The organism is Nocardioides sp. Root151 (assembly GCF_001427925.1).
Taxonomy (GTDB): domain Bacteria; phylum Actinomycetota; class Actinomycetes; order Propionibacteriales; family Nocardioidaceae; genus Nocardioides.
The window spans coordinates 60,799-83,521 of sequence record NZ_LMGG01000005.1; the positions used below are offsets into that span (position 1 = coordinate 60,799).

Here is a 22,723-nt window from a genome sequence, read left to right on the forward strand (position 1 = left end):
CAGTCTGCCAGCACCCGTCAGCCCCCGGCGATCAGTCCCGGATCAGTCCCGGATGAGCCCGCGTCTGCGCCCGATCGCCGCGGCCTCGGTGCGTCCGGACGCGCCGAGCTTGCCGAGGATGTTGGACACATGGACGCTGACCGTCTTCACACTGATGAACAGCTGCTTGGCGATCTCGCCGTTGGTGCGCCCGACCGCGACCAGGGTCAGGATCTCGGTCTCGCGGGGGGTCAGCGTGGTCGAGGCCGCCGACTCGGCCCGCACCGGCGTGGTGCCGAGCGACTTCAACGCGTCGAGGACAGGTTTGGCGCCGAGCGTCTGCGCGGACTCGCGGGCCAGGTCGGCCAGCTCGCGGGCTCCGGCCACGTCACCCGACGCCCGCAGCACCGACGCCAGGTGGGTGCGCGCCCAGGCCAGCTCGAGGGCGTGCCCGAAGTCCTCGAAGAGGATCACCGTCTCGCGCCAGATCTCGATGAGGTCGTCGACCGGCGGGGTGTCGATGCCGGCCAGCCAGCGGAAGCGCAGGATCTCGGCGTCGAGCCGCTTGCCCCAGGCCCGCCCCTCGGGACCCCACAGCACCGCGGACTCCGCGGCCGCGTCGAGGACGCGGTGCCCGACGGCGAGCAGCTTCTCGGCAGTGGCGGCGTACGTCGCCCGTTCGTCGGTGCTCATCACCGGGACCGACGCCGAGAGGGCGGCGATGGTGACCGTGGACAAGCGCACCCGGGCCTGGAAGAGCTCGGGCCAGTTGGGGGTGAGCGTGTCGATGACCAGGTCGTGGGTGTCGACCACGGCCTGCGGCTTGGCGGCCCGTCCGAGCGCCTCGATCTCGACCGGCGCCGAGATGATCGCCAGCACCCCGTCGCGCGCCCAGTGCTTGCGCAGCCTGCGCAGCTCGGTCGCGTGCGCCCCACCGCGGGCGGTGAGGACGGCCAGCCGCAGCGCGACCAGCATGTCCTCGGCCATCGTCGGCGGCGACTGCCCGGTCATGTCGGTGAGCGCGAGCACCGACTCCCACATGCCGACCACGTAGGCGATCTGGGCGTGCTGGAACCGGCAGTCGAAGGCGTACGGCGCCCACGGCACGCCGGCCTCCTTGGCCCGTGCGGTGCCCCGGGCGAAAGCCTCGCAGGCCTCGGTGAACCGACCACGGTCCTGATAGGCGCGGCCGAGCAGATAGAGCGCGCGCAGCTCGGAGTTGATCGCACCGGTCTCGAGGCCGCGGCGTACGGCGTCTTCGAGGGCGACCTCGAGCTCTTCCATCGGCACTCGTTTGTCGAGGCCGACCATGGTCACCGTCACGTCGGCCGCGGTCTTCGACAGGCTGTGCGTCTCGGAGAGCGCGAGCGCCTCCATCGCGGCCTCGCGGGCGCGCTCCTTGGTGTCGCTGCCGAGCATCACCCGGGCGAAGATGGCCAGCAGCTTGGCACGTCCGCGAGTCGGCTCGGTGGGGATCAGGGCATAGCCCTGCTCGGCATGCGCCTCCCAGTTGGCGTCGTTGTCGAACAGCTGGGCGGTCTGGGCAGCGGCCAGGTGCAGGTGGGCCAGCGCCTCGGGGTCGGTGTCGTCGGACAGGGAGGCCAGGTGTCGCTCGAGCAACGTCAGCCCGCGGTGGGGCTGGCCGACGGCGAGCAGGGCGTCGCTGGCCTTGACCACCAGGTCGGTCACGTCGATGTCGGCGGCGAGCTTCGGGTCGCTGGCGATCTCGAGGGCGTGCTCGTAGTGACGCGAGGCCTCTTGAGGCCCACCGACGGCCATCGCCTCGTCACCGGCACGGATGCTGGCATCGAGTGCGGTGGCGAAGTCGCGGGCCGCCCGGGCGTGGTGCGCGAGCTCGGCCGCCGTACCGCCGGCGCGACCGTCGCGCAGGGCCCCGGCGTACGACGCGTGCAGCCGGACCCGTTCACCGGGGAGCAGGTCGTCGTAGATCGCCTCGGCCAGCAGGGCGTGGCGGAAGGCGTAGGCGTCGTCGCGCGAGGTGACCAGGACGTGGGAGTCGACCGCGGAGCGCAGGGCGCGGTCGAGGTCGCCCTCGGAGACGCCACTGGCCTCGACGAGGAGGCGGTGGGAGACCCGGCGTCCGGCGACGGAGATGGCGCGCACCACCTGGCGGCCGACGTCGTCGAGCCGGTCGAGCCGGACCAGCAGCAGGTCGGCGAGGTCCTCGGGGACACGGGAGGCCCAGGTCGCGCCGACCAGCTCCTCGACGAAGAAGGCGTTGCCCTCGGCGCGGTCGACGATGTCGGAGACACCGGACTCGGTGAGGGTGTCGGGGTGCAGCTCGCGGATCAGCTCGCGCACGGCTGCCGGGCCGAGGGGGCTGAGCATGAGGCGCTCGACGCCGCGGATGCGGGACCACTCGGCAACCTGGGCACGCAGGGGGTGGCGGCGGTGCAGGTCTTCGGCGCGGTAGCTGACCACCATCGCGACCGGCTCGAGGAAGGGCCGGCTGCACAGGAAGCTGATCAGGTCGCGGGTGGACTGGTCGGCCCAGTGGGCGTCTTCGATCACCAGCAGCGTCGGGGCCTTCGCGGCGGCGGCCTCGAGCAGGGCGTGCACGGCCTCGAAGATGTCGGATCGGTCGACCGAGCCCTCTCCGGCGTCGCCGCTGAGCATGCGGCGGCCGGGTTGGAGGCGGCCGAGGCCAGGGTGCATGCCGGCGACGGTGTCGACCACGTCGGGCAGGTCGGTGGCAAGGCGGCCCATCACCTCGGAGAACGGGAGGTAGGGCAGGGCGCTGTCGCCGAAGTCGAGGCAGTGGCCGGCGACGACCTGCCAGCCCTCGGCGAAGGCGACGTCGCGCAGCTCGGTCAGCAGGCGGGTCTTGCCGACCCCGGCGTCACCGGCCAGGAGCACGACATTCGGTTGGGCATTGGACTGGGCAGTGGGCTGGGCGTTCTGGCGCGCCTCGACCCTCGGCGGACGGACTCCGAGCATTTCGCTGAGCTCAGCGAGTTCGGTGTCGCGTCCGACGAGGGCCTGTTGAGTTCCGAGAGACGCCACGTCCCCCATGATGCCGGGTTCGTGGGTGGTTTCGCTCGCGGGTTTCACCCGCACGGTGCTCAACTCGCGATGTCGTCGTCCAGTGGGCGGCGTACTGAAGGGATTCGGTCCGCGTCGCGCAGCTTGCGACGACGGCGGACGGGCTTCCACAGCTCACGGTTCCGGTTGTTGCGGTAGTCGATCTCGGCGTTGGCGTAGTAGATGCTGTTCGTGTCCATGCCACAGAGACTGCGCGCCTGAGGTAGGCCACCACATGGGGCGTGAGCCCTAGGTGGGCTCCTGGGTGCCTCAGATCCGGGGGGTCAGATTCGCCGACCCGCCACCCATGTCTCCTGCACAAGTGGTACGCCGGGCCGGTAGGCCAGGTGCAGGTGGTTCGGGGCGTCGAGGACGGCGAAGTCGGCCCGGCTCCCGACCGTCAGCGTGCCGACGTCGTCGCGGGCCAGCGCCCCGGCTCCACCGCGCGTGGCGGCGTCGAGCGCCTGGGTCGGGGTCAGCCCCATCTCGCGTACGGCGAGGGCGATGCAGAACGGCATGGAGCTGGTGAAGCACGACCCGGGGTTGCAGTCGGTGGCGATCGCGATCGACACCCCGGCCGCCAGCAGGGCACGCGCATCGGGGAACGGGTGCTTCGTGGAGAACTCGACCCCGGGGAGCAGGGTCGCGATCGTGCCGCTCTGCGCCAGCGCGTCGACGTCGGCGCGACTGAGGTAGGTGCAGTGGTCGACCGCGGTGAGCCCGAGCTCGCAGGCGAGCTGCACGCCGGGGCCCTCTCCGAGCTGGTTGGCGTGCATGCGGCCCCGCAGTCCGGCGGCGATCCCGGCCTCGAGGACGGTGCGGGCCTGGTCGGCGTCGAAGGCGCCGGTCTCGCAGAACACGTCGACCCATCTGGCGTGTGGTGCCGCCGCGGCCAGCATCGGGCCGGTGACCAGGTCGACGTACTCCTCGGGAGTGGTGCCGTCGGGCACGACGTGGGCGCCGAGGAACGTGGTCTCGTCGGTGAACTGTCGCGCGACGGCCAGCGACCTGGCCTCGTCGAGGACGCTGAGTCCGTAGCCGCTCTTGATCTCGAGGGTGGTGGTGCCCTGCCGGCGCATCTCCTGCACCAGCCGGCCCACGTGGGAGGTGAGCTGTTCGTCGGTGGCGGCGCGCGTCGCACGCACCGTCGTACGGATGCCGCCGGCGGCGTAGGCCTCGCCGGCCATCCGCGCGGTGAACTCCTCGGCCCGGTCGCCGGCGAAGACGAGGTGGCTGTGGCTGTCGACGAAGCCCGGGATGACCGCCCGGCCGCCGACGTCGTACGTCGTGTCGGCTTCCGGTGCGTCGATCGCCGGGCCCGCCCAGGCCACCTTGCCGTGCTCGATGACCATCGCCGCCCGGTCGAGGGTGGGCCGGTCGTGCTGCCAGGTGACCAGCTCGCCGATGTTGGTGACCAGGGTGCTCATCGGACTGCTCATCGGACTGCTCATCGGACTCCTTCGATCGCGGCCTGCAGTTCGTGGCCGATCTCGTGACGGGTGGCTGCGGTCTCGTGGAGCACGCCGTCGACCATCACCGAGCGGACGTCCTCGGCGACGGCTGCGAAGACAGCCGTCTCGGGGCCGGCGCCGGTGCCGGCGGTGCGTGGACTGGCCAGGTCGAGGGTGACCAGGTCGGCGCGCTGCCCGACCGCGATGCGGCCGGCGTCGGGGAAGCCCAGGCTGACGTGGCCCTCGTGGGTGGCGGCGTGCAGCAGGTCGATCGCCGTCCAGTGGCCGCGCTTCTGGGTGGCCAGGCGCTCGTCGAGCTCGACCGCGCGCATCTCCTCGAACGGGTCGATCACCGCGTGGCTGTCGGACCCGAGGGTCAGCCGGGCGCCGTGGTCGGCCAGGGCGCGGGCCGGTCCGACGCCGTCGCCGAGGTCCCGTTCGGTGGTCGGGCAGAAGCAGGCGCGGGCCTGTGACCCGCCGAGCAGGGCCAGGTCGTGGTCGGTGAGGTGGGTGGCGTGGACCGCGCTGGTCATCTCGCCCAGGGCGCCGGCACCCTCGAGCAGCTCGGTCGGCGTGCAACCGTGGGCGGCCAGGCACTGCTCGTTCTCGGCGACCTGCTCGCTGAGGTGCACGTGGAGGGGTTTGCCTCGTGCTTGGTGGGAAACGGTCGGGATCTGGTCCTTCGGGACGGCGCGCACGGAGTGGATCGCGGCACCGATGACGGTCGAGTCATCGCCCTTCAGTGCGTCCACACGCTCCGCCCAGCGGTCCGCGTCACCGTCGGAGTAGCGCACCTGCACGCCCTCGGGCTCCTTGCCGATACCGGACGCGAGGTAGCACGTGTCGAGCAGCGCGATCCGGATCCCGGCGTCCCTCGCCGCGGCGATCAGCGCGTGGCCCATCTCGTTCGGGTCGGCGTACGCCGTGCCGTCGGGCTGGTGGTGCAGGTAGTGGAACTCACCCACCGCGGTGATGCCCGCGGCGAGCATCTCGCGGTAGGTGGCCCGGGCCAGTTCGTAGTACGTCTCCGGGGTCAGGCGCTCGGCGACGGCGTACATCTGCTCGCGCCAGGTCCAGAAGCTGCCCAGGCCGCCCCGCGTGTGACTGCCCTGCGTGTGGCCGCGCAGGGCCCGGTGGAACGCGTGTGAGTGGCAGTTCGCCAGCCCCGGGAGGCTCAGCCCGGCCAGCCGGATCGGCCGCGCGTCCCCGTCGCCCGTGTGCCGGGGGAGTACGTCGACGAAGCGGCCGTCCTCGACCGTCACGACGACGTCGTCCTCGACCCGATCGCCGACCAGTGCCTTCTCCAGCAGGTAGGACGTGCTCACCCGGCCGCACCCTCTCCAGCCAGTCTTTCCAGCGTCGTGGCGAGTGCCTCGACGCCGACCAGGCAGTCGGCGGTCTCGGCGAACTCGGCAGGCGAGTGGGAGACCCCGGTGGGGTTGCGGACGAAGAGCATCGCGGTCGGGATGCCCGCGGCGGAGAGGACGCCGGCGTCGTGGCCGGCCTGGGTCGGGATGATCGGCCAGTCACCGACAGCGTGGCCGGTCGCGAGCCGCCTGGCCAGGTCGTCGTCGAAGTGCACCGCCCCGGAGACCGACTCCGCGGTCACCGCCAGCACTGTGCCGTCGAGTCCGGCCCGGTCGTGGCCCATCCGCTCGATCTCGGCCATCAGCGCCGCCAACGAGTCGTCGGTGGCGCAGCGCGCGTCGAGCCAGGCGGTGACCCTCGAGGGCACGGCGTTGGTGCCGTTGGGGACGGCCTCGATGCGGCCGAACGTGGCCCGCTCCCCCGACAGCCTGGCCTGCTTGTTGGCCGCCAGGGCGGTCATCGCGTAGGTCAGCATCGGGTCGTGCCGGTCCTCCATGCGGGTGGTGCCGGCGTGGTTGGCCTCGCCGGTGAAGTCGAAGCGGTAGCGCCCGTGGGGCCAGATCTCGCTGGCCACACCCACGGCCGCGCCACGGTCGACGAGGTCGCGGCCCTGCTCGACGTGCAGCTCGACGAAGACCCCGACGTTCTCGAGCAGGTGACCGGTGCCGAGCTCGGGCTCCAGACCGGCCGCCGACATCGCGTCGAGCAACGGGACGCCGGCGCGGTCACGCAGCTCCCGGGCCTGCTCGGGAGTGGTGGCACCGGTCATCAGGCGCGAGCCGAGACAGGCGAGCCCGAAGCGTGAGCCCTCCTCCTCGACGAAGGCGCCGATGCCGATGGGACGCGCGGGCACGAAGCCACGGTCGCGCAGGTGATCGATCGCCGCGAACGACGAGACCACGCCCAGCGGACCGTCGTACGCCCCGCCGTCGAGCACGGAGTCGAGGTGGGAGCCGGTGAGGACGCCCGGACCCCCCGCCGACGCGGCGCGCCACCAGCCGATCGTGTTGCCGTTGCCGTCGGACTCGACCTCGAGCCCGCGGGTCGCACACTGCTCGAGGAACCAGGCGTGGCACTCGCGCTCTGCGGATCCGAAGGGTTGTCGGAAGTAGCCGCCGCTGCTCGCCGAGCGTCCGATCGGGTCGAGGTCACGCCACAGCTGCTCGAAGGTCACCCCGACAGTCCACCGGTCGCGGGTCCCCGGGTCAACGCGGCCCGCCCGCGACGCGTCTCGGATCCGAGACGTGGGATGCTCCCGCCCATGGAGTTCAGTGAGGTCGTCCGACGACGGCGCATGGTTCGGCGGTACGACGACCGCCCGGTCGACCCGGCCGTGCTGGACCGGATGCTCGAGCACGCCACCCGCGCACCGAGCGCCGGATTCACCCAGGGCTGGGCGTTCCTGCGTCTGGACACCCCCGAGTCGGTGGCGCGGTTCTGGCGCGCCACCAGCCCCGACGAGGGCGCGAGCAACGACTGGCTGGACGGCATGCGCACGGCGCCGGTGGTGATCGTGCCGCTGTCCCACAAGGACGCCTACCTGACCCGCTACGCCGAGGAGGACAAGGAGTCCTCCCACCAGCGCTGGCCGGTGCCCTACTGGCACATCGACACCGGCATGGCGGCCATGCTGATCCTGCAGACCGCGGTCGACGAGGGCCTCGGTGCGTGCTTCTTCGGCATCCCCGACGGGTGCACGCAGTCGTTCCGCGACGAGTTCGGCGTACCGCCGGAGTTCAAGCCGATCGGCGCGATCACCGTCGGCCACCGGCTCCCCGACACCGGCTCGAAGGGATCGCCCTCGCGGCGCAGGCGAAGGGCAGTGGACGAAGTCGTGCACCGCAACGGCTGGTAGCGCATAGGGTCGCGCCATGGGAGACCCCAGCACGCCGATCGGGCGGCTCCAGGCACTGATCCGCATACCGACGGTGTCGTACGCCGACCGCGCGCGCACCGACACGACGGCGTTCGAGGAGTTCGCCCGGCAGCTGGCCGAGAGCTTCCCCCTGCTGCACGCGAAACTCGACAGGACCGTCGTGCTCGACCACGGCCTGCTCTTCCACTGGCGAGGCGCCAGCGACGCCAGGCCCGTCGTACTCATGGCGCACATCGACGTCGTCCCCGTCGAGGAGTCCGACACCTGGCAGCACCCGGCATTCGGCGCCGAGATCCACGACGGCGTGCTCTGGGGCCGGGGCACCCTCGACGACAAGGGCTGCCTGGCCGGCATCTGCGAGGCGGTCGAATCCCTGCTGGGGCAGGGATTCACGCCCGCGCAGGACGTCTGGCTCAGCTTCGGCTGCGACGAGGAGGTGATGGGCAAGGCCGCCCCCGAGGCGGTCCGCATCCTCACCGAACGTGGCGTCGAGCCGTGGTTCGTGCTCGACGAGGGCGGCGCCGTCGCCTACGACGCCTTCCCAGGTGTCTCGAAGCCACTGGCCGTCATCGGCGTCACCGAGAAGGGCATCACCAACGTCCGGCTCACCGTCGAGGGCCGCGGCGGGCACGCCAGCATGCCGACGAGGATGGACACCACGGCCCGTCTGGCCCGGGCCATCCTCCGGCTCGACCAGAGCCCGTTCCCCAGCTCGGTGCCCGAGCCCACGGTGGAGATGTTCCGACGCCTGGCGGCGCACCTGCCGCTGCCCCTGCGGCCGATCGCCCGCAACGTCGACCGGCTCAGGCCCGCGCTGGCCCGGGCACTGGTGGCGGCCGGCCCCGAGTCCGCCGCCATGACGCGTACGACGACCGTGGTCACCACGCTGAGCGGATCGCCGGCCAACAACGTGATCGCCTCGCGGGCCACCGCAGGCATCAACGTGCGGATCATGGTCGGCGACACCGTGGCCGGGGTGGTCGACCGGATCCGCACGGTGGTCAACGACAAACGGGTCAAGGTCGACATCGTCGAGAGCAACGAGCCGAGCCCGCTCTCCCCGACCGACGACGACGCGTTCCGGCTGCTCGAGGCCACCATCGCGACCACGTTCCCCGACGCGGTCGCGACGCCGTACGTGATGATGGGCGCGACAGACTCCCGCTTCTTCACCGCGATCTGCCCGCGGGTCTATCGGTTCGCGCCGTTCCGGATGACCAAGGCGCAACGCGAGTCGATCCACAGCTACGACGAACGCATCGGGGTGGACGACTACCTCGAGGGTGTCGGCTTCTACCGGCGCCTGGTCGAGGGACTCCGATGACGCAGCCGATGGCACCGGCGCAGCAGAAGGGCCCGGTCGTCCCCGGGCTGTGGGCGATCGTCGGCTTCCTGGTCTGCGTCGAGCTGGCCAGCGGCGTCCTGCAGGGCTACTACACGCCGATCTTCAGTGACATCGCCGACCACCTCGGCATCCGTGACGCCGACGTCAACTGGTTCGAGGCCGCCCAGCTGATCCTCTCCGCGCTCGTCGTACCGCTGCTGGCCCGCCTGGGCGACCTGATCGGCCACCGCAACGTGCTGCTCATCTCGACCGCGGTGACCGCGTTCGGCTCGTGGATGCTCGCTTTCTCGCCGTCGTTCACCACGTTCCTGATCGGCTGGGCGCTCCAGGGCGCATACGTCGTGTGGTTGCCGCTCGAGGTCGCGATCATCCACCGCCGCACCGCCGCGTCGGGCCAGCAGACCGTGCTCACCCGACGGGCCGCGGCGTTCCTCGTCGCGGCGCTCGAGACCGGCGTGATCATCGGCGCGCTGACCAGCGGCGCACTGGTCGAGGCGACGTCCATGACGTTCCTGCTGTCGCTGCCGGCGATCGTGGTCACCGCGTGCTTCTTCGTGATCTGGTTCGGCATCGAGGACGTCCGCGGGGTCTCGTCCGGCGGCGTCGACCTGCCCGGCCTCGGCCTGATCACACTCACCCTCGGGCTGGTGATGGGCGGCCTGATCGTGGTCCGCCTCCAGGGCGTCGACAGCCTGCTCGCCTGGGGCCTGATCGTGCTGGGCGCGCTGAGCCTGGTGCCGTTCATCCGCTACGAGGCAGGCCAGTCCGAGCCGTTGATCGACGTACGCCTCTTCGCCCGGCCGGACCAGTGGCCGATCCAGCTGACCGCGTTCCTGTTCGGCATGTCGGTGCTCGGCGCGCAGATCCCGCTGTCGACGTTCGCCCGCACCGAACCCGCGGAGGCCGGCTACGGCCTCGGCGCCGACGCCGGGTTCGTGTCCACCCTGATCGGGTTGTACGTCGTCGCACTGGTGATCGGAGCCCTCACCCTGCCGCTCGTGGCGCGCGTGGTGGGTGCCCGCGGCGCGATGATCGTCGGCTGCCTGCTGGTGGCCCTCGGCTACGCCCTGTTCCTGCCGTTCCACGACTCCACCGCACAGGCATTGATCAACATGGCGGTGGCCGGCATCGGCTCCGGCGCACTCGTGGCGGCGCTGCCCGCTGCGGCCGCGGCGGCCGCACCACCCGAGCGCACCGGCTTCGCCACCGGCATGACCAATGCCACCAAGACGGTCGGCGGGGCCATCGCTTCGGCGGTCTTCGCGATCGCGCTCTCGGCAACCGGATCCCTCGAGGGGCCCGAGGAGGGGCATGCCGCCCTCGGCGGCTACCTCACCGTATGGTCGGTGTGCGCCGCAGCCGCCCTGATCGCGGCACTGGCGCTCTTCGTCATCCCCAAGGAGCCCCAGGAGCCAGAGTGACCGATGAACGACGCCGGACCCACGTCCCTCGCCTTCCCGGTCCGCTCACCTTCCTGCTGGTCCTGATCGCCGCACTGCTGCTCCCTCTCGCCCTGGTCAGCAGCTGGACCGCAGCGGTGGTCACCGACACCGACGAGTACGTCGAGACCGTGACGCCGCTGGCCGAGGACCCGCACGTACTGGCCGGCGTACGCCGCGAGCTCGAGATCGCAGCCGTCCGGGCGATGGCCAGGACCCCGGCAGCAGGCCAGCAGACCACCCAGGTCAACCGGGTGATCAAGCAGGTCACCTCCGACAGGCGCTTCCGCACCGTCTGGGCCAGCGCCAACCGCACCGTGCACCAGCAGGCGATCGCCGTCCTGGAGAACGACAACAGCAACGTCGACACCTCGGGCAGCTACGTCACCATCGACCTCGAGCCGCTGGTCACCTACCTCGAACGCGACCTCGACCGGTCGGGCATCCCGACGCCGCGGGTGGCGGGCGCGACGTTCATCAACGTCATGAAGACCTCCGACCTGGAGAAGTTCCGCAGCGGCTACGTCGCGATCGACCGGCTTGGCTACTGGCTGCCGATCGCCTGGGTGGTGCTGGTGATCGTGCTGCTGCTGACCGCGCGCCGCCGCCTGGCGACGCTCGGCCGCCTGGCCGTCGGGTCGATCATCACGCTGTTGCTGCTCGCCGCCGTACTGTCCGTCGCGCGCGACCGGGTCGTCGAACGCTCGCCGGACGAGGACCTGCTCGGCGCGGTGTGGGACACGTTGGCGTCGTCGCTCTGGACCAGCCTGTGGACGCTGGTGATCGTCGCGGCCGCGACGCTGCTGGTGCGCATCGTGGTCGGTGTCGTGCTGAGGACGCGGAACCGGGGCCACGCGCTGCCCCGGTGACGCCCGAGAGGCCACCGGGGTTGCGCAGCACGCACCTCTTGCCCCCTCGGTGGCACCCCAAACCCACGTAGTCTGGAGCCGGAGCTCCCGTCGACGAGGAGGTGGTGAACGTGTCCGCGAGTGAGAACCAGCCCGAGGACCGACCCGAGAGAAGTACGCCTGAGGGCAGTGCTGCCGCGGCTGCCCGCATGCGCGAACCGCACCTGTGGGTCGACCTGCAGGTCAAGCAGGCGATGGAGCGCGGCGAGTTCGACGACCTGCCCGGCGCGGGCAAGCCGATCGACGACCTCGGCGAGCACCACGACCCCGACTGGTGGCTCAAGAAGCTGGTCGAGCGCGAGAAGATCAGCATCCTGCCGCCCGCCCTGGCGCTGCGCAAGGAAGACCTCGAGCTCGAGTCCGTGCTCGACAAGCAGGCCGGCGAGAAGCAGGTCCGCTCGACGCTCGAGGACTTCAACCGCCGTATCGTCAACGCCCGCCGGCAGCTCGAGGGTGGCCCGCCGGTGGTCACGGCCCTGCGTGACGTCGAGGCCGAGGTGGAGGCGTGGCGCACTCGTCGTACGGCGAAGCGCGAGGCTGCCGCGGCCCGTCAACGCGAGACGGACGAGGCCCGACGACGCTGGTGGCGCAGGGGCTGATCTACGACCCTGCGTCGGCGAGCCGGTCGATCGCCGCTGCGCGTGCGACGTCGTCGGCGGGCAGCCTGACCTCGCGGACGATCTCGGCGCCCTCGCGACGCCACACGTCGGCGGCACCGACCACGCGCAACGCGGGCTTCTCCCAGTCGGCGTTGTCGATCACGACGTCGGCCAGCCCGACCGGATCGCACGTCTCGCGGTAGATCTCCTGGGCGCGCAGGTAGCGCTGCTGGTCCGGGTGCGCGAGGTCGGCCGGCGTGCCGTCACGCTCCGACATCCGGGCCACCGTCACCTCGGGCGGCACGTCGAGGTAGACCGCGAGGTCCCACCGGCCCACCAGCTCGGGACGCTGCAGGAAAACCCCGTCGACCACGAGGACCCCCTGCGCAGGAACGCTGGCCGGCTGTGGGTCGACGTACGCATCGGTGTCGACGTCGTGCCAGACCGGGGTGTACGTCGACCCCGGGCCGACGCGCCACGGGTCGAGCAGCTCGCGGTGCATCGCGCGGTAGTCGAAGTGCCGGCCCCACACCGCTTCCGGCGTCCGCCCGAGCGCGTGGCGGTGCTCGCGGGGGTGGTGGAAGTGGTCGACCGACGAGCGCGCCACGGGCCGGCCGCGAGCCGCGAGCTCGTCGACCAGTGCCCGGGCGAAGTGCGTCTTGCCGGAGCCGTCCGGGCCGTCGATGCCGACCAGCACCGGCCGGCGTACGTCGGCGACGAGGTCGGCGACCGCTGCCACGACCTCCCGGGACTCACTCATCCCGTCATCCTGCCAGCAGTGCTGGCAGTGTTTCTGGAAGCGGTCAGGACTCCTGCATCGGGATGCGTACGTCGCGTTCGGCCGCGACCTCGGCGGCCAGCTCGTAGCCGGCGTCGACGTGGCGGATCACGCCCATGCCGGGGTCGTTGGTCAGCACCCGCTCGATCTTCTGCGCGGCCAGGTCGGTGCCGTCGGCGACGCAGACCTGCCCGGCGTGGATCGAACGGCCCATGCCGACGCCGCCACCGTGGTGGATCGAGACCCAGCTCGCGCCGGACGCGGTGTTGACCAGTGCGTTGAGCAGCGCCCAGTCGGCGATCGCGTCGGAGCCGTCCTTCATCGCCTCGGTTTCCCGGTAGGGCGAGGCGACGGAGCCGCAGTCGAGGTGGTCGCGTCCGATCACGATCGGCGCCTTGAGCTCGCCGGAGGCGACCATCTCGTTGAACTTCAGGCCGGCGCGGTGGCGGTCGCCGTACCCGAGCCAGCAGATGCGGGCGGGCAGGCCCTGGAACGCGACCCGCTCGCCGGCCATGTCGATCCACTTGTGCAGGCGGGCGTACTCCGGCTTCTCGTCGGCCGGGAAGAGCTCCTTGATCGCCCGGTCGGTGGCCGCGATGTCGGCCGGGTCGCCGGAGAGTGCGGCCCAGCGGAACGGGCCCTTGCCCTCGCAGAACAGCGGGCGGATGTAGGCCGGCACGAAGCCTGGGAACTCGAACGCCCGGTCGTAGCCGCCCTTGCGGGCCTCGTCGCGGATCGAGTTGCCGTAGTCGAAGACCTCGGCACCGGCGTCCTGGAACTCCACCATCGCCCGCACGTGCGTGGCCATCGAGGCCTGGGCCTCCTTGGTGAAGCCCTCGGGGTCTGCCTCGCGCCGGGCCTGCCACTCCTCGAACGGCACACCCACCGGCAGGTAGAACAGTGGGTCGTGGGCGGAGGTCTGGTCGGTGACGATGTCGATGGGGGCGCCCTGCTCGAGCAGCCGGGGCAGCAGCTCGGCCGCGTTGCCGAGCACGCCGATCGACAGCGGCTTGCGGGCGTCGCGGGCCTCGACGGCCAGCTCCAGGGCGTGGTCGAGGTCGCGGGCCTGCACGTCGAGGAAGCGGTGCTCGATGCGGCGGGTGATGCGGGACTGGTCGCACTCGATGCAGATCGCGACGCCGTCGTTCATGGTGACCGCCAGCGGCTGCGCGCCACCCATGCCGCCGAGTCCGGCGGTCAGCGTGATGGTCCCGGCCAGCGTGCCGCCCTCTCCGGCGATCGAACTCGTCGAGATCTTGTCCGCCACCGCGGCGAAGGTCTCGAACGTGCCCTGCAGGATGCCCTGGGTGCCGATGTAGATCCACGAGCCCGCGGTCATCTGGCCGTACATCGTCAGCCCGAGGTCCTCGAGTCGACGGAACTCCTCCCAGTTGGCCCAGTCGCCGACCAGGTTGGAGTTGGCGATCAGCACCCGCGGCGCCCACTCGTGGGTGCGCATGACGCCGACCGGCTTCCCGCTCTGGACGAGCATCGTCTCGTCGTCCTCGAGGGTGCGCAGCGTGCGCACCAGGGCGTCGTACGCCTCCCAGTTGCGGGCCGCCTTGCCGGTGCCGCCGTAGACCACGAGGTCCTCGGGGCGCTCGGCGTTCTCGGGGTCGAGGTTGTTCATCAGCATCCGCAGCGGGGCTTCGGTCTGCCACGACTTCGCGGTCAGCTCGGTGCCGTGCGGTGCGTGGATCGGCAGGCGCGGGTTCTGCTCAGTCACTTGAGTTCTCCGATCACTGATTCGGCGGCGGCCAGCACCGCTCCGGACTGGACGAGCGAGACGGCGGTCTCGATCTCGGGCGACAGATGGCGGTCGGGGCCGGGGCCCTGCACCCCCGCGTCGCGGAGGAGTCGTACGACGGCACCGGTGGCCGGCGACGGTTCGAGCGGGGCCCGCATGTCGAGCGCACGGGCGGCGGTGAGCACCTCGATGGCGACGACCCGGGTGAGCCCGTCGACGGATCGGCGCAGCTTGCGGGCGGCCGACCAGCCCATGGAGACGTGGTCCTCCTGCATGGCGCTCGACGGGATGGAGTCGACCGATGCCGGGTTGGCCAGGCGCTTGAGCTCGGAGACGATCGCGGCCTGGGTGTACTGCGCGATCATGTGGCCGCTGTCGACGCCCGGGTCGTCGGCCAGGAACGGGTTCAGCCCGTGGTTGCGCGCCTTGTCGAGGAACCGGTCGGTACGGCGTTCGCTGATCGAGGCGACGTCGGCGGCGATGATCGCCAGGAAGTCGAGCACGTAGGCGACCGGGGCACCGTGGAAGTTCCCGTTGGACTCGACCCTCGCGCCCTGGCCGTCGCTGGCCGCGAGCACGACGGGGTTGTCGACGGCACTGGCCAGCTCGCGGCCGGCCACCTGCGCGGCGTACTCGACGGTGTCTCGGGCCGCGCCGTGCACCTGCGGCGAGCAGCGCAGCGAGTAGGCGTCCTGCACACGGTTGCAGTCGGGCCCGCGGTGCGAGGCGACGATGCCGGACTCGGCCATCAGCGAGGTCAGGTTGGCCGCCGACAGCGCCTGCCCGGGGTGCGGGCGGATCGCCTGCAGCTCGGGGGCGAAGACCCGGTCGGTGCCGAGCTGGCCCTCGACGGACATGGCGGCCGCGATGTCCGCCGTACGCAGGAGCATGCGCAGATCGGCGATCGCCATCACCAGCATGCTGAGCATGCCGTCGGTGCCGTTGATCAGCGCGAGGCCCTCCTTGGCCGCCAGCTCGACCGGCTTCAGCCCGGCGGCGGCGAGCGCGTCGGCGGCGGGCATCAGGGTGCCGGCGGCGTCGCGGACCTCGCCCTCGCCCATCAGCGCGAGTGCGCAGTGGCTCAGAGGTGCCAGGTCGCCGGAGCAGCCGAGGGAGCCGTACTCGTGCACGACCGGGGTGATGCCGTGGGTGAGCAGGTCGGCCATCAGCTGCGCGGTCTCGAGGCGGATGCCGGTGTGCCCGGTGGCCAGGGTCGAGAGCCGGAGCAGCATCAGCCCGCGGGTCACCTCGCGCTCGACCTCGGGGCCGGAGCCCGCGGCGTGCGAGCGCACGAGCGACTTCTGCAGCTGGGCCCGCATCTCGGTGGGGATGTGGCGGGTGGCCAGGGCCCCGAACCCGGTCGAGATGCCGTACGTCGGGGTCTCGCCGGCGGCCAGCTCCTCGATCACCTCGCGGGCCTGGTTGATCGCGGCCTGCGCGTCCTCGCCGAGGGCGACCGCGGCGCCGTCGCGGGTGACGGCGACGAGCTCTTCGAACGAAACCGGGCCGGTGCCCACGGTGATACCAACTGCGACGGTGTCCATGCCGACCATCCAACTCCGGTCCAGCACCCCCGACCAGTGCCTACCGCCGCCCACAGTCTCGAATCCCAGACTCCCCCTCCCTCCCCTCCGCGAACCGTGGGTTTTTGATGCGCGAACCGCGTGTCGTTGATGCGCGAACACCGGATTCTTGTTGCGCGACACAAATCTCGACAAGAAGGTGCAAGACCGGATCGGACGGGTACCGGACACCCTTGGGCGGCGCCTGCACCCCGGGCGCGCGCCACCCGCCAACAGGTTGGAGATTCCCGTGGAGACCAGCACGATCATCTGGATCATCGTCGCCGTAGTCGTCGTACTGGCGCTGGCGGCCGTGATCGCCGCACTGATCAACAAGCAGCGGGCCGAGTCACGTCGGGCCCGGGCCGACGAGTTGCGCCACGAGGCAGCCGGCCGGGCCGGCAGCCTTCAGAACACGGACCAGGAAGCGCGAGCCGCCCAGACGGAGGCCGATCAGGTCCGACTCGAGGCCGAGCGTGCCGAACAGCGGGCCGCCGAGAAGCAGCGCGCCGTCGACCAGCAGCAGGCCGACGTCGAGGGCAGGGTGCGCGAGGCAGACCGCCTCGACCCGGACGTCGACCACAAGGCGAAGGACTACTCACCCACCACCCCGGACCCGACGCCCCAGCCGGGCTCGACCACCCACATGGGCACGACTCACTCCGCCGGAACGGGCGACCCGAGCCACGCGCCGCAGCACCCACAGGGCACCCTCGCGAATCCCGACGGCACGCTGACCTACCCCGACGGGAGCCTGCGCAACAGCGACGGCAGCCTCTTCGACCTCAACGGGCCCAATCACCGCGCCTGACGCCTGCGCCACGGTTGGTCAGGCGGGAGCCAGGGCCTCGTCGGCGTCGGCGTCGGCGTCGGCGGCAAGCTGCTCACGAGCGAGGCGCTCCTGCTTGACGGCCCAGACGATGCCGCTGATCCAGGCCGCGGCCAGGCCCGCGACGATCGCCCAGACCGTGGAGGTCTCGAGGCCGAGCGACTCGAGGATCGTGCGCGCGTTGGTGACCACGATCAGGCCACCAGCGGCCACGCCGAGCACGCGGGCGGGGAGGACCCGCACGAGCCAGGCGGCGATCGGGGCGGCCACGACGCCACCAGCGAGAAGCGCCACGGCGTAGCCCCACTCGATGCCCGACGAGCCGAGCGCGAGGATGAAGCCGAGCGAGCCGCCGACCGCGACCACGAACTCCGAGGTGTCGATCGAGCCGATCACCTTGCGCGGCTCGAGGCGACCCGAGGAGAGCAGCGACGTCGTGCCCACCGGACCCCAGCCACCGCCGCCGATCGCGTCGAGCGCGCCACCGAAGAGTCCCATCGGGGCCAGGAACGCGACCGACGGCCGCTCCTTGAACTGCGGACGGCGACCGCCGAGCACCAGGAATCGCCAGATCACGTAGGCACCGAGGACCAGCAGGATCCCGCCGACGATCGGCTTGGCCGCGTCACCGTCGAGACTGACCAGGAACGTGGCTCCAGCGAACGCTCCCACGAATCCCGGTACGGCGAGGATGCCGACCGTGCGCCAGTCGACGTTGCCGAACTTCGCGTGCGAGGCACCGGAGACCAGCGACGTGCCGATCTCGGAGAAGTGGACGGCGGCAGACGCGGCAGCCGGGGCGACACCCGCGGCCAGCAGCAGCGACGAGGAGGTCACGCCGTAGGCCATGCCGAGCGAGCCGTCGATGAGCTGCGCAAGCAGCCCGACGACGCCGAGGACGAGGAGTTTCCGCATTGCCGGAGTCCCTTCGATAGTGGATCAAGGTGATTGGCTTTGTTTATATAGTAGACCAGTAGAAATTATCACCTTGGTACACGTCAAATCGACGCGCCGATCGGCTCAGCCTGCCGCGGCCTGGGCCGGGGAGGCCCCGCGCAGGATGGCCCGTGCCGGTGCCACCGCGGCAACCACCGCGATGACCACGCAGGAGACCCCGATCGACAGCAGGCTGCCCCACGGAATCGTCAGGGGTACGTCGTGCAGACCGTCGGTCATCGGCGCGCGGAGCAGCACCGCCACCCCCACGGTGATCAGGCTTCCGAGGAGCAGTGCCACACCCGCGACGAGACCCGCCTCGAGCACCACCAGCCGGCGTACCTGCTGTTCGGTGGCGCCGACCAGACGCGTCGCGATGAACTCGTGACGTCGCTGGAGACTGCCCATCAGCAGCGTGTTCGCGATGGCGATCGCGGCGTACACCCCGCTCGGGCCGAGGACCACGACCATGCTCAGCACGTTGTTGGCCCGGGTTTCCTCGTCGCGGTCGGCCACCCACTGCTCCGACGCCAGCACCTCCGCGTCCGGAAGGTCCCGTGAGAGGTCGCTGACCATGGCCGCGGGAGTCACGCCGCTCGCTGGGTCCACGAACCAGGTGCCCGTGCCCTGTCCCCCGTGTTCCTCCGCCAGGCGGCGCGGCACCAGCACGGACTCCTGAAGGGTGTTGGCATCGTCGACGACGGCGACCACGGTCAGCTCCAGCCTGGCGTCGTCGCCGAAGGTGACCGGCACGACGTCCCCGAGCGACACCCCGGCATCCCAGGCGAAGCTGCGGCTCACGGCCATGCTCTTGCCCGTCAGCGCCGAGAGATCGCCCCTGTGGGCCCTGGTTCCTCGCCCGGCAGCCGCAGCCTCCGGGTCGATGCCCTCGGCGGTGTCGCCCGACTCGAGACCATCGGCACCGATGCCCATCGGCACGAGGAGTCCGGTGTCGGCCACCCCGACGTCGTCGCGTGCGGCGAGCTGCTCGCCGGTCCGTTCGTCGCCGCCGGTCACGACCACCGGCGCCTGGAGCTGTTGCCTGGTGACCCCGTTGTCCCAGTCCGCGGCGAAGCTGAGCGACAGGATGACCGTCCCCGCGATCCCCGAGATGGCCAGGATCGGCGCCGCGAGAGACGTCGTACGGCGTGGCATGGCGAGCACGTTCTCCCGGGCCAGGGCCACCAGCACGTTGCCGCGCAGACCGAGGGTGAGCAGCCGTACGAGCAGGGGCATCAGGAGGGGCCCGACGCAGACCAGGCCGATCACGAGCAGCTGCGGCACGAAGATGGAGAGCGCGAGGGCCAGCTCGGCGTTGCCGGCCCTGATGCCGACCAGCATGACTACTGCTCCCACCAGGCAGAGCAGGCCGGTCAGCGCCCGCCCGATGCCGATCCTGGACCGCTCGGCGGAGGCCTCCCGCATCGCCTGGATCGCGGGGATCCGTGCGGCTCGTCGGGCCGCGATCCAGGCTCCGACGAAGGCGACGGAGACTCCGACGCCGGCCGCGATCACCATCGGCCACCAGGGAGCAGCAAGGGGGATCTGCCCGGGCGCGAGTCCACGACGGTTCATCGCCCACAGCGCCACCGGCGTCAGGAGCCAGCCCAGCACACAGCCGGCGACAGCTGCCGCCGCCGCGACGACCAGCGACTCCCCGCGCACCAACCGTTTCACCTGCCGGGGCGTGGCGCCGATCAACCGCAGGAGCCCCAGCTCACGCTGGCGTGCGGTGACCGCGAACCCGAAGGTGCTCGCCACGATGAAGATGGCCATGAATCCGGAGAAGCCGGCGACCACACCGAGCATCGCCATCGTGTCGTCGAGCGCCAGCAGGAGCTCCTCGTCGGCCGGGTCGACCGTGGCGGTGAACTCCTCCACCGACCAGATCAGCATCGTGCTGAGGGCGATCAGGGCCACGCCGAGGCCCAGGGCCACGAAGGATCCGGCGAAGAGCGCCCGGTTGCGGCGTACGTTCTGGCGGCTCAGTGACAGCATCATCGCTCGAGCTCGCTCATCGCAGCGGCGATCTGTGCGGCGTCCGCCCGGGCCAGGTCGCCGACCAGTCGGCCGTCCTCGAGGAACAGCACCGAGTCGGCGTACGACGCGGCCACCGGGTCGTGGGTCACCATGACGACGGTGAGACCGTCCCGCTCCACGGTCGCCCGCATCAGCTCGAGCACCTGTCGCCCGGTCGTGCGGTCCAGGGCACCGGTCGGCTCGTCGGCGAAGACCACCTCGGGGCGGGTCACCAGGGCGCGGGCAATCGACACCCGTTGCTGTTGTCCGCCGGAGAGCTCGGGCGGACGTCGACGGTGGTGGTCCTGGAGGCCGACCCTGGCCAGCGCCCCCATCACCTGCGCCCGTGTGGGCCGGTGACCGGCCAGCTTCAACGGGAGGGCCACGTTGTCGTACGCGGTGAGTGCCGGTAGCAGGTTGTAGGCCTGGAAGACGAAACCCATCGACTCACGCCGCAGCTCGGTGAGCCTGACCTCGGAGAGCCCGGCCAGGTCGATGCCGCCGATCGCGACGCGACCACGTGTGGGCCGGTCCAGCCCGGCCGCGCACTGCAGCAGGGTGGACTTGCCCGAGCCCGAGGGCCCCATGATCGCGGTGAACGTCTGCGGGGCGAAGGCGTGCGTGACGCCGCGGAGGGCATCGACCGTCCCGGCGCGGGACTTGTACGTGCGGGTGATGCCGTCGATGACGACCGCGTGGGCGCGGGTCGGCAGGCTCTGCGGGGGAATCCTGGTCTGGGTCATGCGTCCAGCCAATCCGGGATCCTGGGCCCGCACGATGGCCCGGGCGAGAGGTCGGGGGTAGCGCCTGCGCTACCGACACGAGTGCCGCAGGGCCCCTAGGCTCGGCCCATGCGCCGACCGACGACTGCCTGGGCAGCCCTGGCCGGGAACCCCCTGCGCTTCCTGACGTCGTCATGGCCGTGGCGTTCCTGGGCCTACCTCGCGGGCTCGTCCCTCACCGGGCTCCTCGCGCTCGTCGTCTTCATCGCGCTCGTCCTGGTCGGGATCGTGACCAGCCTGTTGGTGATCGGCCTGTTCGTGCTGGCCTCGCTGCCACTCATGGGTGCCGTGGTGGGCACGCTCGAGCGACGCCGCCTGCGGTTGATGGCGCCGGGGCAGCCGCTTGTGCCGAGCCCACACCCGCCGATCGTCGGGAAGGGCGTGCGCGCCTGGTTCCGACAACGGAGGCGGGAGGAGGTGCCGCGTCGGGAGCTCGGCTACACGGTGCTGCTCGCCGTGCTCCTGTGGGTCATCGACCTGGTGCTGTCGGTCAATGCCGTCCTCATCACCGTGATCCTGGCGCTCAGCCCCCTGCTGGCCCGGTTCGACCAGGTCAACGTCCTGATGTGGCAGGCGAACACGCCGCTGGAAGCGCTGCCGATCACGCTGGTCGGCGTACCGGTCGCGTACGTGGTGTTCGCCTACGCGTTGACGGCGGTCGCTGCTGGCCAGTCCGCGCTGGCGCGGATCCTGCTGGGTGCCACCGACGCACAGCTCGAGGTACAGGTCGGTGCGTTGCGTCGCTCGCGACTCGACCTGGTCGACGCCTTCGAGACGGAGCGGAAACGCATCGAGAGGCACCTCCACGACGGGGTGCAGCAACGCCTCGTCGCGCTGACCATGACGTTGGGCCGGGCCGAGCTCGACGTGCCCGACGGCCCGGCGCTCGACCTGGTGCGGCAGGCACACGGTGAGGCCGAGGCGGCCCTGGCCGACCTGCGCGAGGCCGTGCGCGGCATCCACCCGCGGGTGCTCGTGGACCTCGGTGTCGAGGCCGCGGTGCGGGAGGTCGCCGATCGCATGCCGATGCCGGTGTCGGTCGACATCGCACTCCCCCGGCGACTTCCCGCCCCTGTGGAGGCAGCGGCGTACTTCGTGGTCAGTGAAGCGCTCACCAACGTGGCCCGCCATGCCGACGCGCGGAGCTGCCGGATCACCGGCTGGATCCAGGGCGAGCAGTTCGTGCTGACCGTCGCGGACGACGGTGTCGGGGGCGCCGCGGTCGGCCGCGGCAGCGGTCTCGCCGGTCTCGTCACCAGGCTGGACGCGCTCGGTGGCACGCTGGGCGTGGACAGCCCTTCGGGCGGCCCGACGCAGATCAGGATGGAGTGCCCGTGCCGAATCGATCCCTGAGGGTGGTGATCGCCGAGGACCTCGCCCTGCTGCGCGAAGGACTGGTCGGCATCGTCGAGCGGGGTGGCCACGAAGTGGTGGCGGCGGTCGACACGGCCGAGGCCCTGCTGGCCTGGGTGCACAACGACCCACCCGACGTGGTGATCACCGATGTCCGGATGCCGCCGGGCCACTCCGACGAGGGGCTGAGGGCGGCCGCCACCATCCGTGCCGAACACCCGGAGACGGGCATCCTGGTGCTGTCGCAGTACGTCGCCGACGCCTACCTCTCCGCACTGCTCGAGGCGACCGGGAGCGGGGGCACCGGCTACCTGCTCAAGGACCGGGTCGGCCACGTCCGCGAGTTCCTGGAGAGCCTCGACCGGGTCGCTGACGGCGGCATGGTGGTCGACCCCGAGGTCGTCAGGCAGCTGCTCGGACGACGGCGCGACGACGGGCCACTCTCGGGCCTCACCGCGCGTGAGCGCGAAGTGCTCGCCCTGATGGCAGAGGGGCGCACCAACGGCGGCATCGCCGGCGAGCTGGTGGTGAGCGAGGCCGCCGTCCGCAAGCACGTCGGCAACATCTTCGCCAAGCTCGACCTCGAGCCGGGCAGCGACCGCCGGGTCTCGGCCGTGCTGACCTACCTCCGCGGGTGATGTCCCTGCGCGGGTGACCGGATTCGGCGCTGCCGATCTGTGCCAGCCCAAGGCCTTCCGGTCGCATTCCCG

Annotated in this window: 19 protein-coding genes; 8 read left to right on the plus strand and 11 right to left on the minus strand. The window is 71.4% G+C overall.

The features are described 5' to 3' along the window. Window positions 1-42: 42 nt before the first annotated feature. From ASD66_RS25640 to ASD66_RS15450, 5 genes are all read right to left on the minus strand, one after another. Window positions 43-3,003: a helix-turn-helix transcriptional regulator gene (locus tag ASD66_RS25640; RefSeq protein ID WP_162250981.1), complete on the minus strand. Its 2,961-nt coding sequence runs from the start codon at window positions 3,001-3,003 to the stop codon at window positions 43-45. Between the two features lie 59 nt (window positions 3,004-3,062). Continuing rightward, complete coding sequence (locus ASD66_RS24495) at window positions 3,063-3,221, minus strand: hypothetical protein (protein ID WP_156388729.1); 159 nt, start codon at window positions 3,219-3,221, stop codon at window positions 3,063-3,065. A gap of 84 nt (window positions 3,222-3,305) precedes the next feature. Then, on the minus strand, window positions 3,306-4,448 hold the full coding sequence (gene hutI / locus ASD66_RS15440) for an imidazolonepropionase (protein WP_056891724.1): 1,143 nt from the start codon (window positions 4,446-4,448) through the stop codon (window positions 3,306-3,308). Window positions 4,449-4,468: 20 nt separating this feature from the next. Beyond that, window positions 4,469-5,797 carry a formimidoylglutamate deiminase gene (locus tag ASD66_RS15445; RefSeq protein ID WP_056891528.1) on the minus strand — a complete coding sequence of 443 codons (1,329 nt, stop codon included), beginning with the start codon at window positions 5,795-5,797 and terminating at the stop codon, window positions 4,469-4,471. Beyond that, window positions 5,794-7,014: an allantoate amidohydrolase gene (locus tag ASD66_RS15450; RefSeq protein WP_056683160.1), complete on the minus strand. Its 1,221-nt coding sequence runs from the start codon at window positions 7,012-7,014 to the stop codon at window positions 5,794-5,796. Before ASD66_RS15450 ends, ASD66_RS15445 begins: the two co-directional genes overlap by 4 nt. Before the next feature lie 87 nt (window positions 7,015-7,101). Here ASD66_RS15450 and ASD66_RS15455 point away from each other — a divergent pair, with 87 nt between their 5' ends. From ASD66_RS15455 to ASD66_RS15475, 5 genes are all read left to right on the plus strand, one after another. Beyond that, window positions 7,102-7,695: a nitroreductase family protein gene (locus tag ASD66_RS15455; RefSeq protein WP_056683163.1), complete on the plus strand. Its 594-nt coding sequence runs from the start codon at window positions 7,102-7,104 to the stop codon at window positions 7,693-7,695. A gap of 16 nt (window positions 7,696-7,711) precedes the next feature. Then, window positions 7,712-9,040 (plus strand): M20/M25/M40 family metallo-hydrolase, encoded by a 1,329-nt coding sequence (locus ASD66_RS15460; RefSeq protein ID WP_056891529.1) that lies wholly within the window; start codon window positions 7,712-7,714, stop codon window positions 9,038-9,040. Beyond that, window positions 9,037-10,482 carry an MFS transporter gene (locus ASD66_RS15465; RefSeq protein ID WP_056891530.1) on the plus strand — a complete coding sequence of 482 codons (1,446 nt, stop codon included), beginning with the start codon at window positions 9,037-9,039 and terminating at the stop codon, window positions 10,480-10,482. The genes ASD66_RS15460 and ASD66_RS15465 overlap by 4 nt, the downstream gene beginning before the upstream one ends. Next, complete coding sequence (locus tag ASD66_RS15470) at window positions 10,479-11,369, plus strand: hypothetical protein (protein WP_056683174.1); 891 nt, start codon at window positions 10,479-10,481, stop codon at window positions 11,367-11,369. The genes ASD66_RS15465 and ASD66_RS15470 overlap by 4 nt, the downstream gene beginning before the upstream one ends. A gap of 110 nt (window positions 11,370-11,479) precedes the next feature. Further along, on the plus strand, window positions 11,480-12,007 hold the full coding sequence (locus tag ASD66_RS15475; RefSeq protein ID WP_056891725.1) for a DUF1992 domain-containing protein: 528 nt from the start codon (window positions 11,480-11,482) through the stop codon (window positions 12,005-12,007). A 1-nt stretch (window position 12,008) separates the two neighbouring features. Here ASD66_RS15475 and ASD66_RS15480 read toward each other — a convergent pair whose 3' ends face one another. From ASD66_RS15480 to hutH, 3 genes are read right to left on the minus strand one after another with little or no spacing between them, the layout of a single operon-like run. Then, window positions 12,009-12,767, minus strand: coding sequence for an AAA family ATPase (locus ASD66_RS15480; RefSeq protein ID WP_056891531.1), 759 nt, complete (start codon window positions 12,765-12,767; stop codon window positions 12,009-12,011). A gap of 43 nt (window positions 12,768-12,810) precedes the next feature. Beyond that, window positions 12,811-14,511, minus strand: a complete 1,701-nt coding sequence (hutU, locus tag ASD66_RS15485) for a urocanate hydratase (protein WP_056683182.1) — start codon at window positions 14,509-14,511, stop codon at window positions 12,811-12,813. Continuing rightward, complete coding sequence (gene hutH / locus ASD66_RS15490) at window positions 14,508-16,076, minus strand: histidine ammonia-lyase (RefSeq protein ID WP_056891726.1); 1,569 nt, start codon at window positions 16,074-16,076, stop codon at window positions 14,508-14,510. Before hutH ends, hutU begins: the two co-directional genes overlap by 4 nt. A 268-nt stretch (window positions 16,077-16,344) precedes the next feature. Between hutH and ASD66_RS15495 the strand changes: the two genes are divergently transcribed. Further along, window positions 16,345-16,905, plus strand: coding sequence for a hypothetical protein (locus ASD66_RS15495; RefSeq protein WP_056891532.1), 561 nt, complete (start codon window positions 16,345-16,347; stop codon window positions 16,903-16,905). Window positions 16,906-16,923: 18 nt separating this feature from the next. On the opposite strand, the gene ASD66_RS15500 is transcribed toward ASD66_RS15495, so the two are convergent. The 3 genes from ASD66_RS15500 to ASD66_RS15510 form a co-directional block, all read right to left on the minus strand. Beyond that, window positions 16,924-17,838: a sulfite exporter TauE/SafE family protein gene (locus tag ASD66_RS15500; protein ID WP_056683188.1), complete on the minus strand. Its 915-nt coding sequence runs from the start codon at window positions 17,836-17,838 to the stop codon at window positions 16,924-16,926. 105 nt (window positions 17,839-17,943) lie between these two features. After that, the gene (locus tag ASD66_RS15505; protein WP_056891533.1) at window positions 17,944-19,860 is read right to left on the minus strand and encodes an FtsX-like permease family protein; all 1,917 of its coding nucleotides are present in this window, start codon (window positions 19,858-19,860) and stop codon (window positions 17,944-17,946) included. Beyond that, window positions 19,857-20,621 (minus strand): ABC transporter ATP-binding protein, encoded by a 765-nt coding sequence (locus ASD66_RS15510; protein WP_056891534.1) that lies wholly within the window; start codon window positions 20,619-20,621, stop codon window positions 19,857-19,859. Before ASD66_RS15510 ends, ASD66_RS15505 begins: the two co-directional genes overlap by 4 nt. A 108-nt stretch (window positions 20,622-20,729) precedes the next feature. Here ASD66_RS15510 and ASD66_RS15515 point away from each other — a divergent pair, with 108 nt between their 5' ends. Both ASD66_RS15515 and ASD66_RS15520 read left to right on the plus strand, forming a co-directional pair. After that, the gene (locus ASD66_RS15515; protein ID WP_056891535.1) at window positions 20,730-22,013 is read left to right on the plus strand and encodes a sensor histidine kinase; all 1,284 of its coding nucleotides are present in this window, start codon (window positions 20,730-20,732) and stop codon (window positions 22,011-22,013) included. Continuing rightward, window positions 21,995-22,651: a response regulator transcription factor gene (locus ASD66_RS15520; RefSeq protein WP_056685085.1), complete on the plus strand. Its 657-nt coding sequence runs from the start codon at window positions 21,995-21,997 to the stop codon at window positions 22,649-22,651. Before ASD66_RS15515 ends, ASD66_RS15520 begins: the two co-directional genes overlap by 19 nt. Window positions 22,652-22,723 lie beyond the last annotated feature (72 nt).

Excerpts from the sequence above, each read along its gene's own strand:
- ASD66_RS24495 (WP_156388729.1), bottom strand. The coding sequence starts at position 3,221 with ATGGACACGAACAGCATCTACTACGCCAACGCCGAGATCGACTACCGC.
- hutI (WP_056891724.1), bottom strand. The coding sequence starts at position 4,448 with ATGAGCACCCTGGTCACCAACATCGGCGAGCTGGTCACCTGGCAGCAC.
- ASD66_RS15455 (WP_056683163.1), top strand. The coding sequence starts at position 7,102 with ATGGAGTTCAGTGAGGTCGTCCGACGACGGCGCATGGTTCGGCGGTAC.
- ASD66_RS15460 (WP_056891529.1), top strand. The coding sequence starts at position 7,712 with ATGGGAGACCCCAGCACGCCGATCGGGCGGCTCCAGGCACTGATCCGC.
- ASD66_RS15465 (WP_056891530.1), top strand. The coding sequence starts at position 9,037 with ATGACGCAGCCGATGGCACCGGCGCAGCAGAAGGGCCCGGTCGTCCCC.
- ASD66_RS15480 (WP_056891531.1), bottom strand. The coding sequence starts at position 12,767 with ATGAGTGAGTCCCGGGAGGTCGTGGCAGCGGTCGCCGACCTCGTCGCC.
- hutH (WP_056891726.1), bottom strand. The coding sequence starts at position 16,076 with ATGGACACCGTCGCAGTTGGTATCACCGTGGGCACCGGCCCGGTTTCG.
- ASD66_RS15500 (WP_056683188.1), bottom strand. The coding sequence starts at position 17,838 with ATGCGGAAACTCCTCGTCCTCGGCGTCGTCGGGCTGCTTGCGCAGCTC.
- ASD66_RS15505 (WP_056891533.1), bottom strand. The coding sequence starts at position 19,860 with ATGATGCTGTCACTGAGCCGCCAGAACGTACGCCGCAACCGGGCGCTC.
- ASD66_RS15510 (WP_056891534.1), bottom strand. The coding sequence starts at position 20,621 with ATGACCCAGACCAGGATTCCCCCGCAGAGCCTGCCGACCCGCGCCCAC.
- ASD66_RS15515 (WP_056891535.1), top strand. The coding sequence starts at position 20,730 with ATGCGCCGACCGACGACTGCCTGGGCAGCCCTGGCCGGGAACCCCCTG.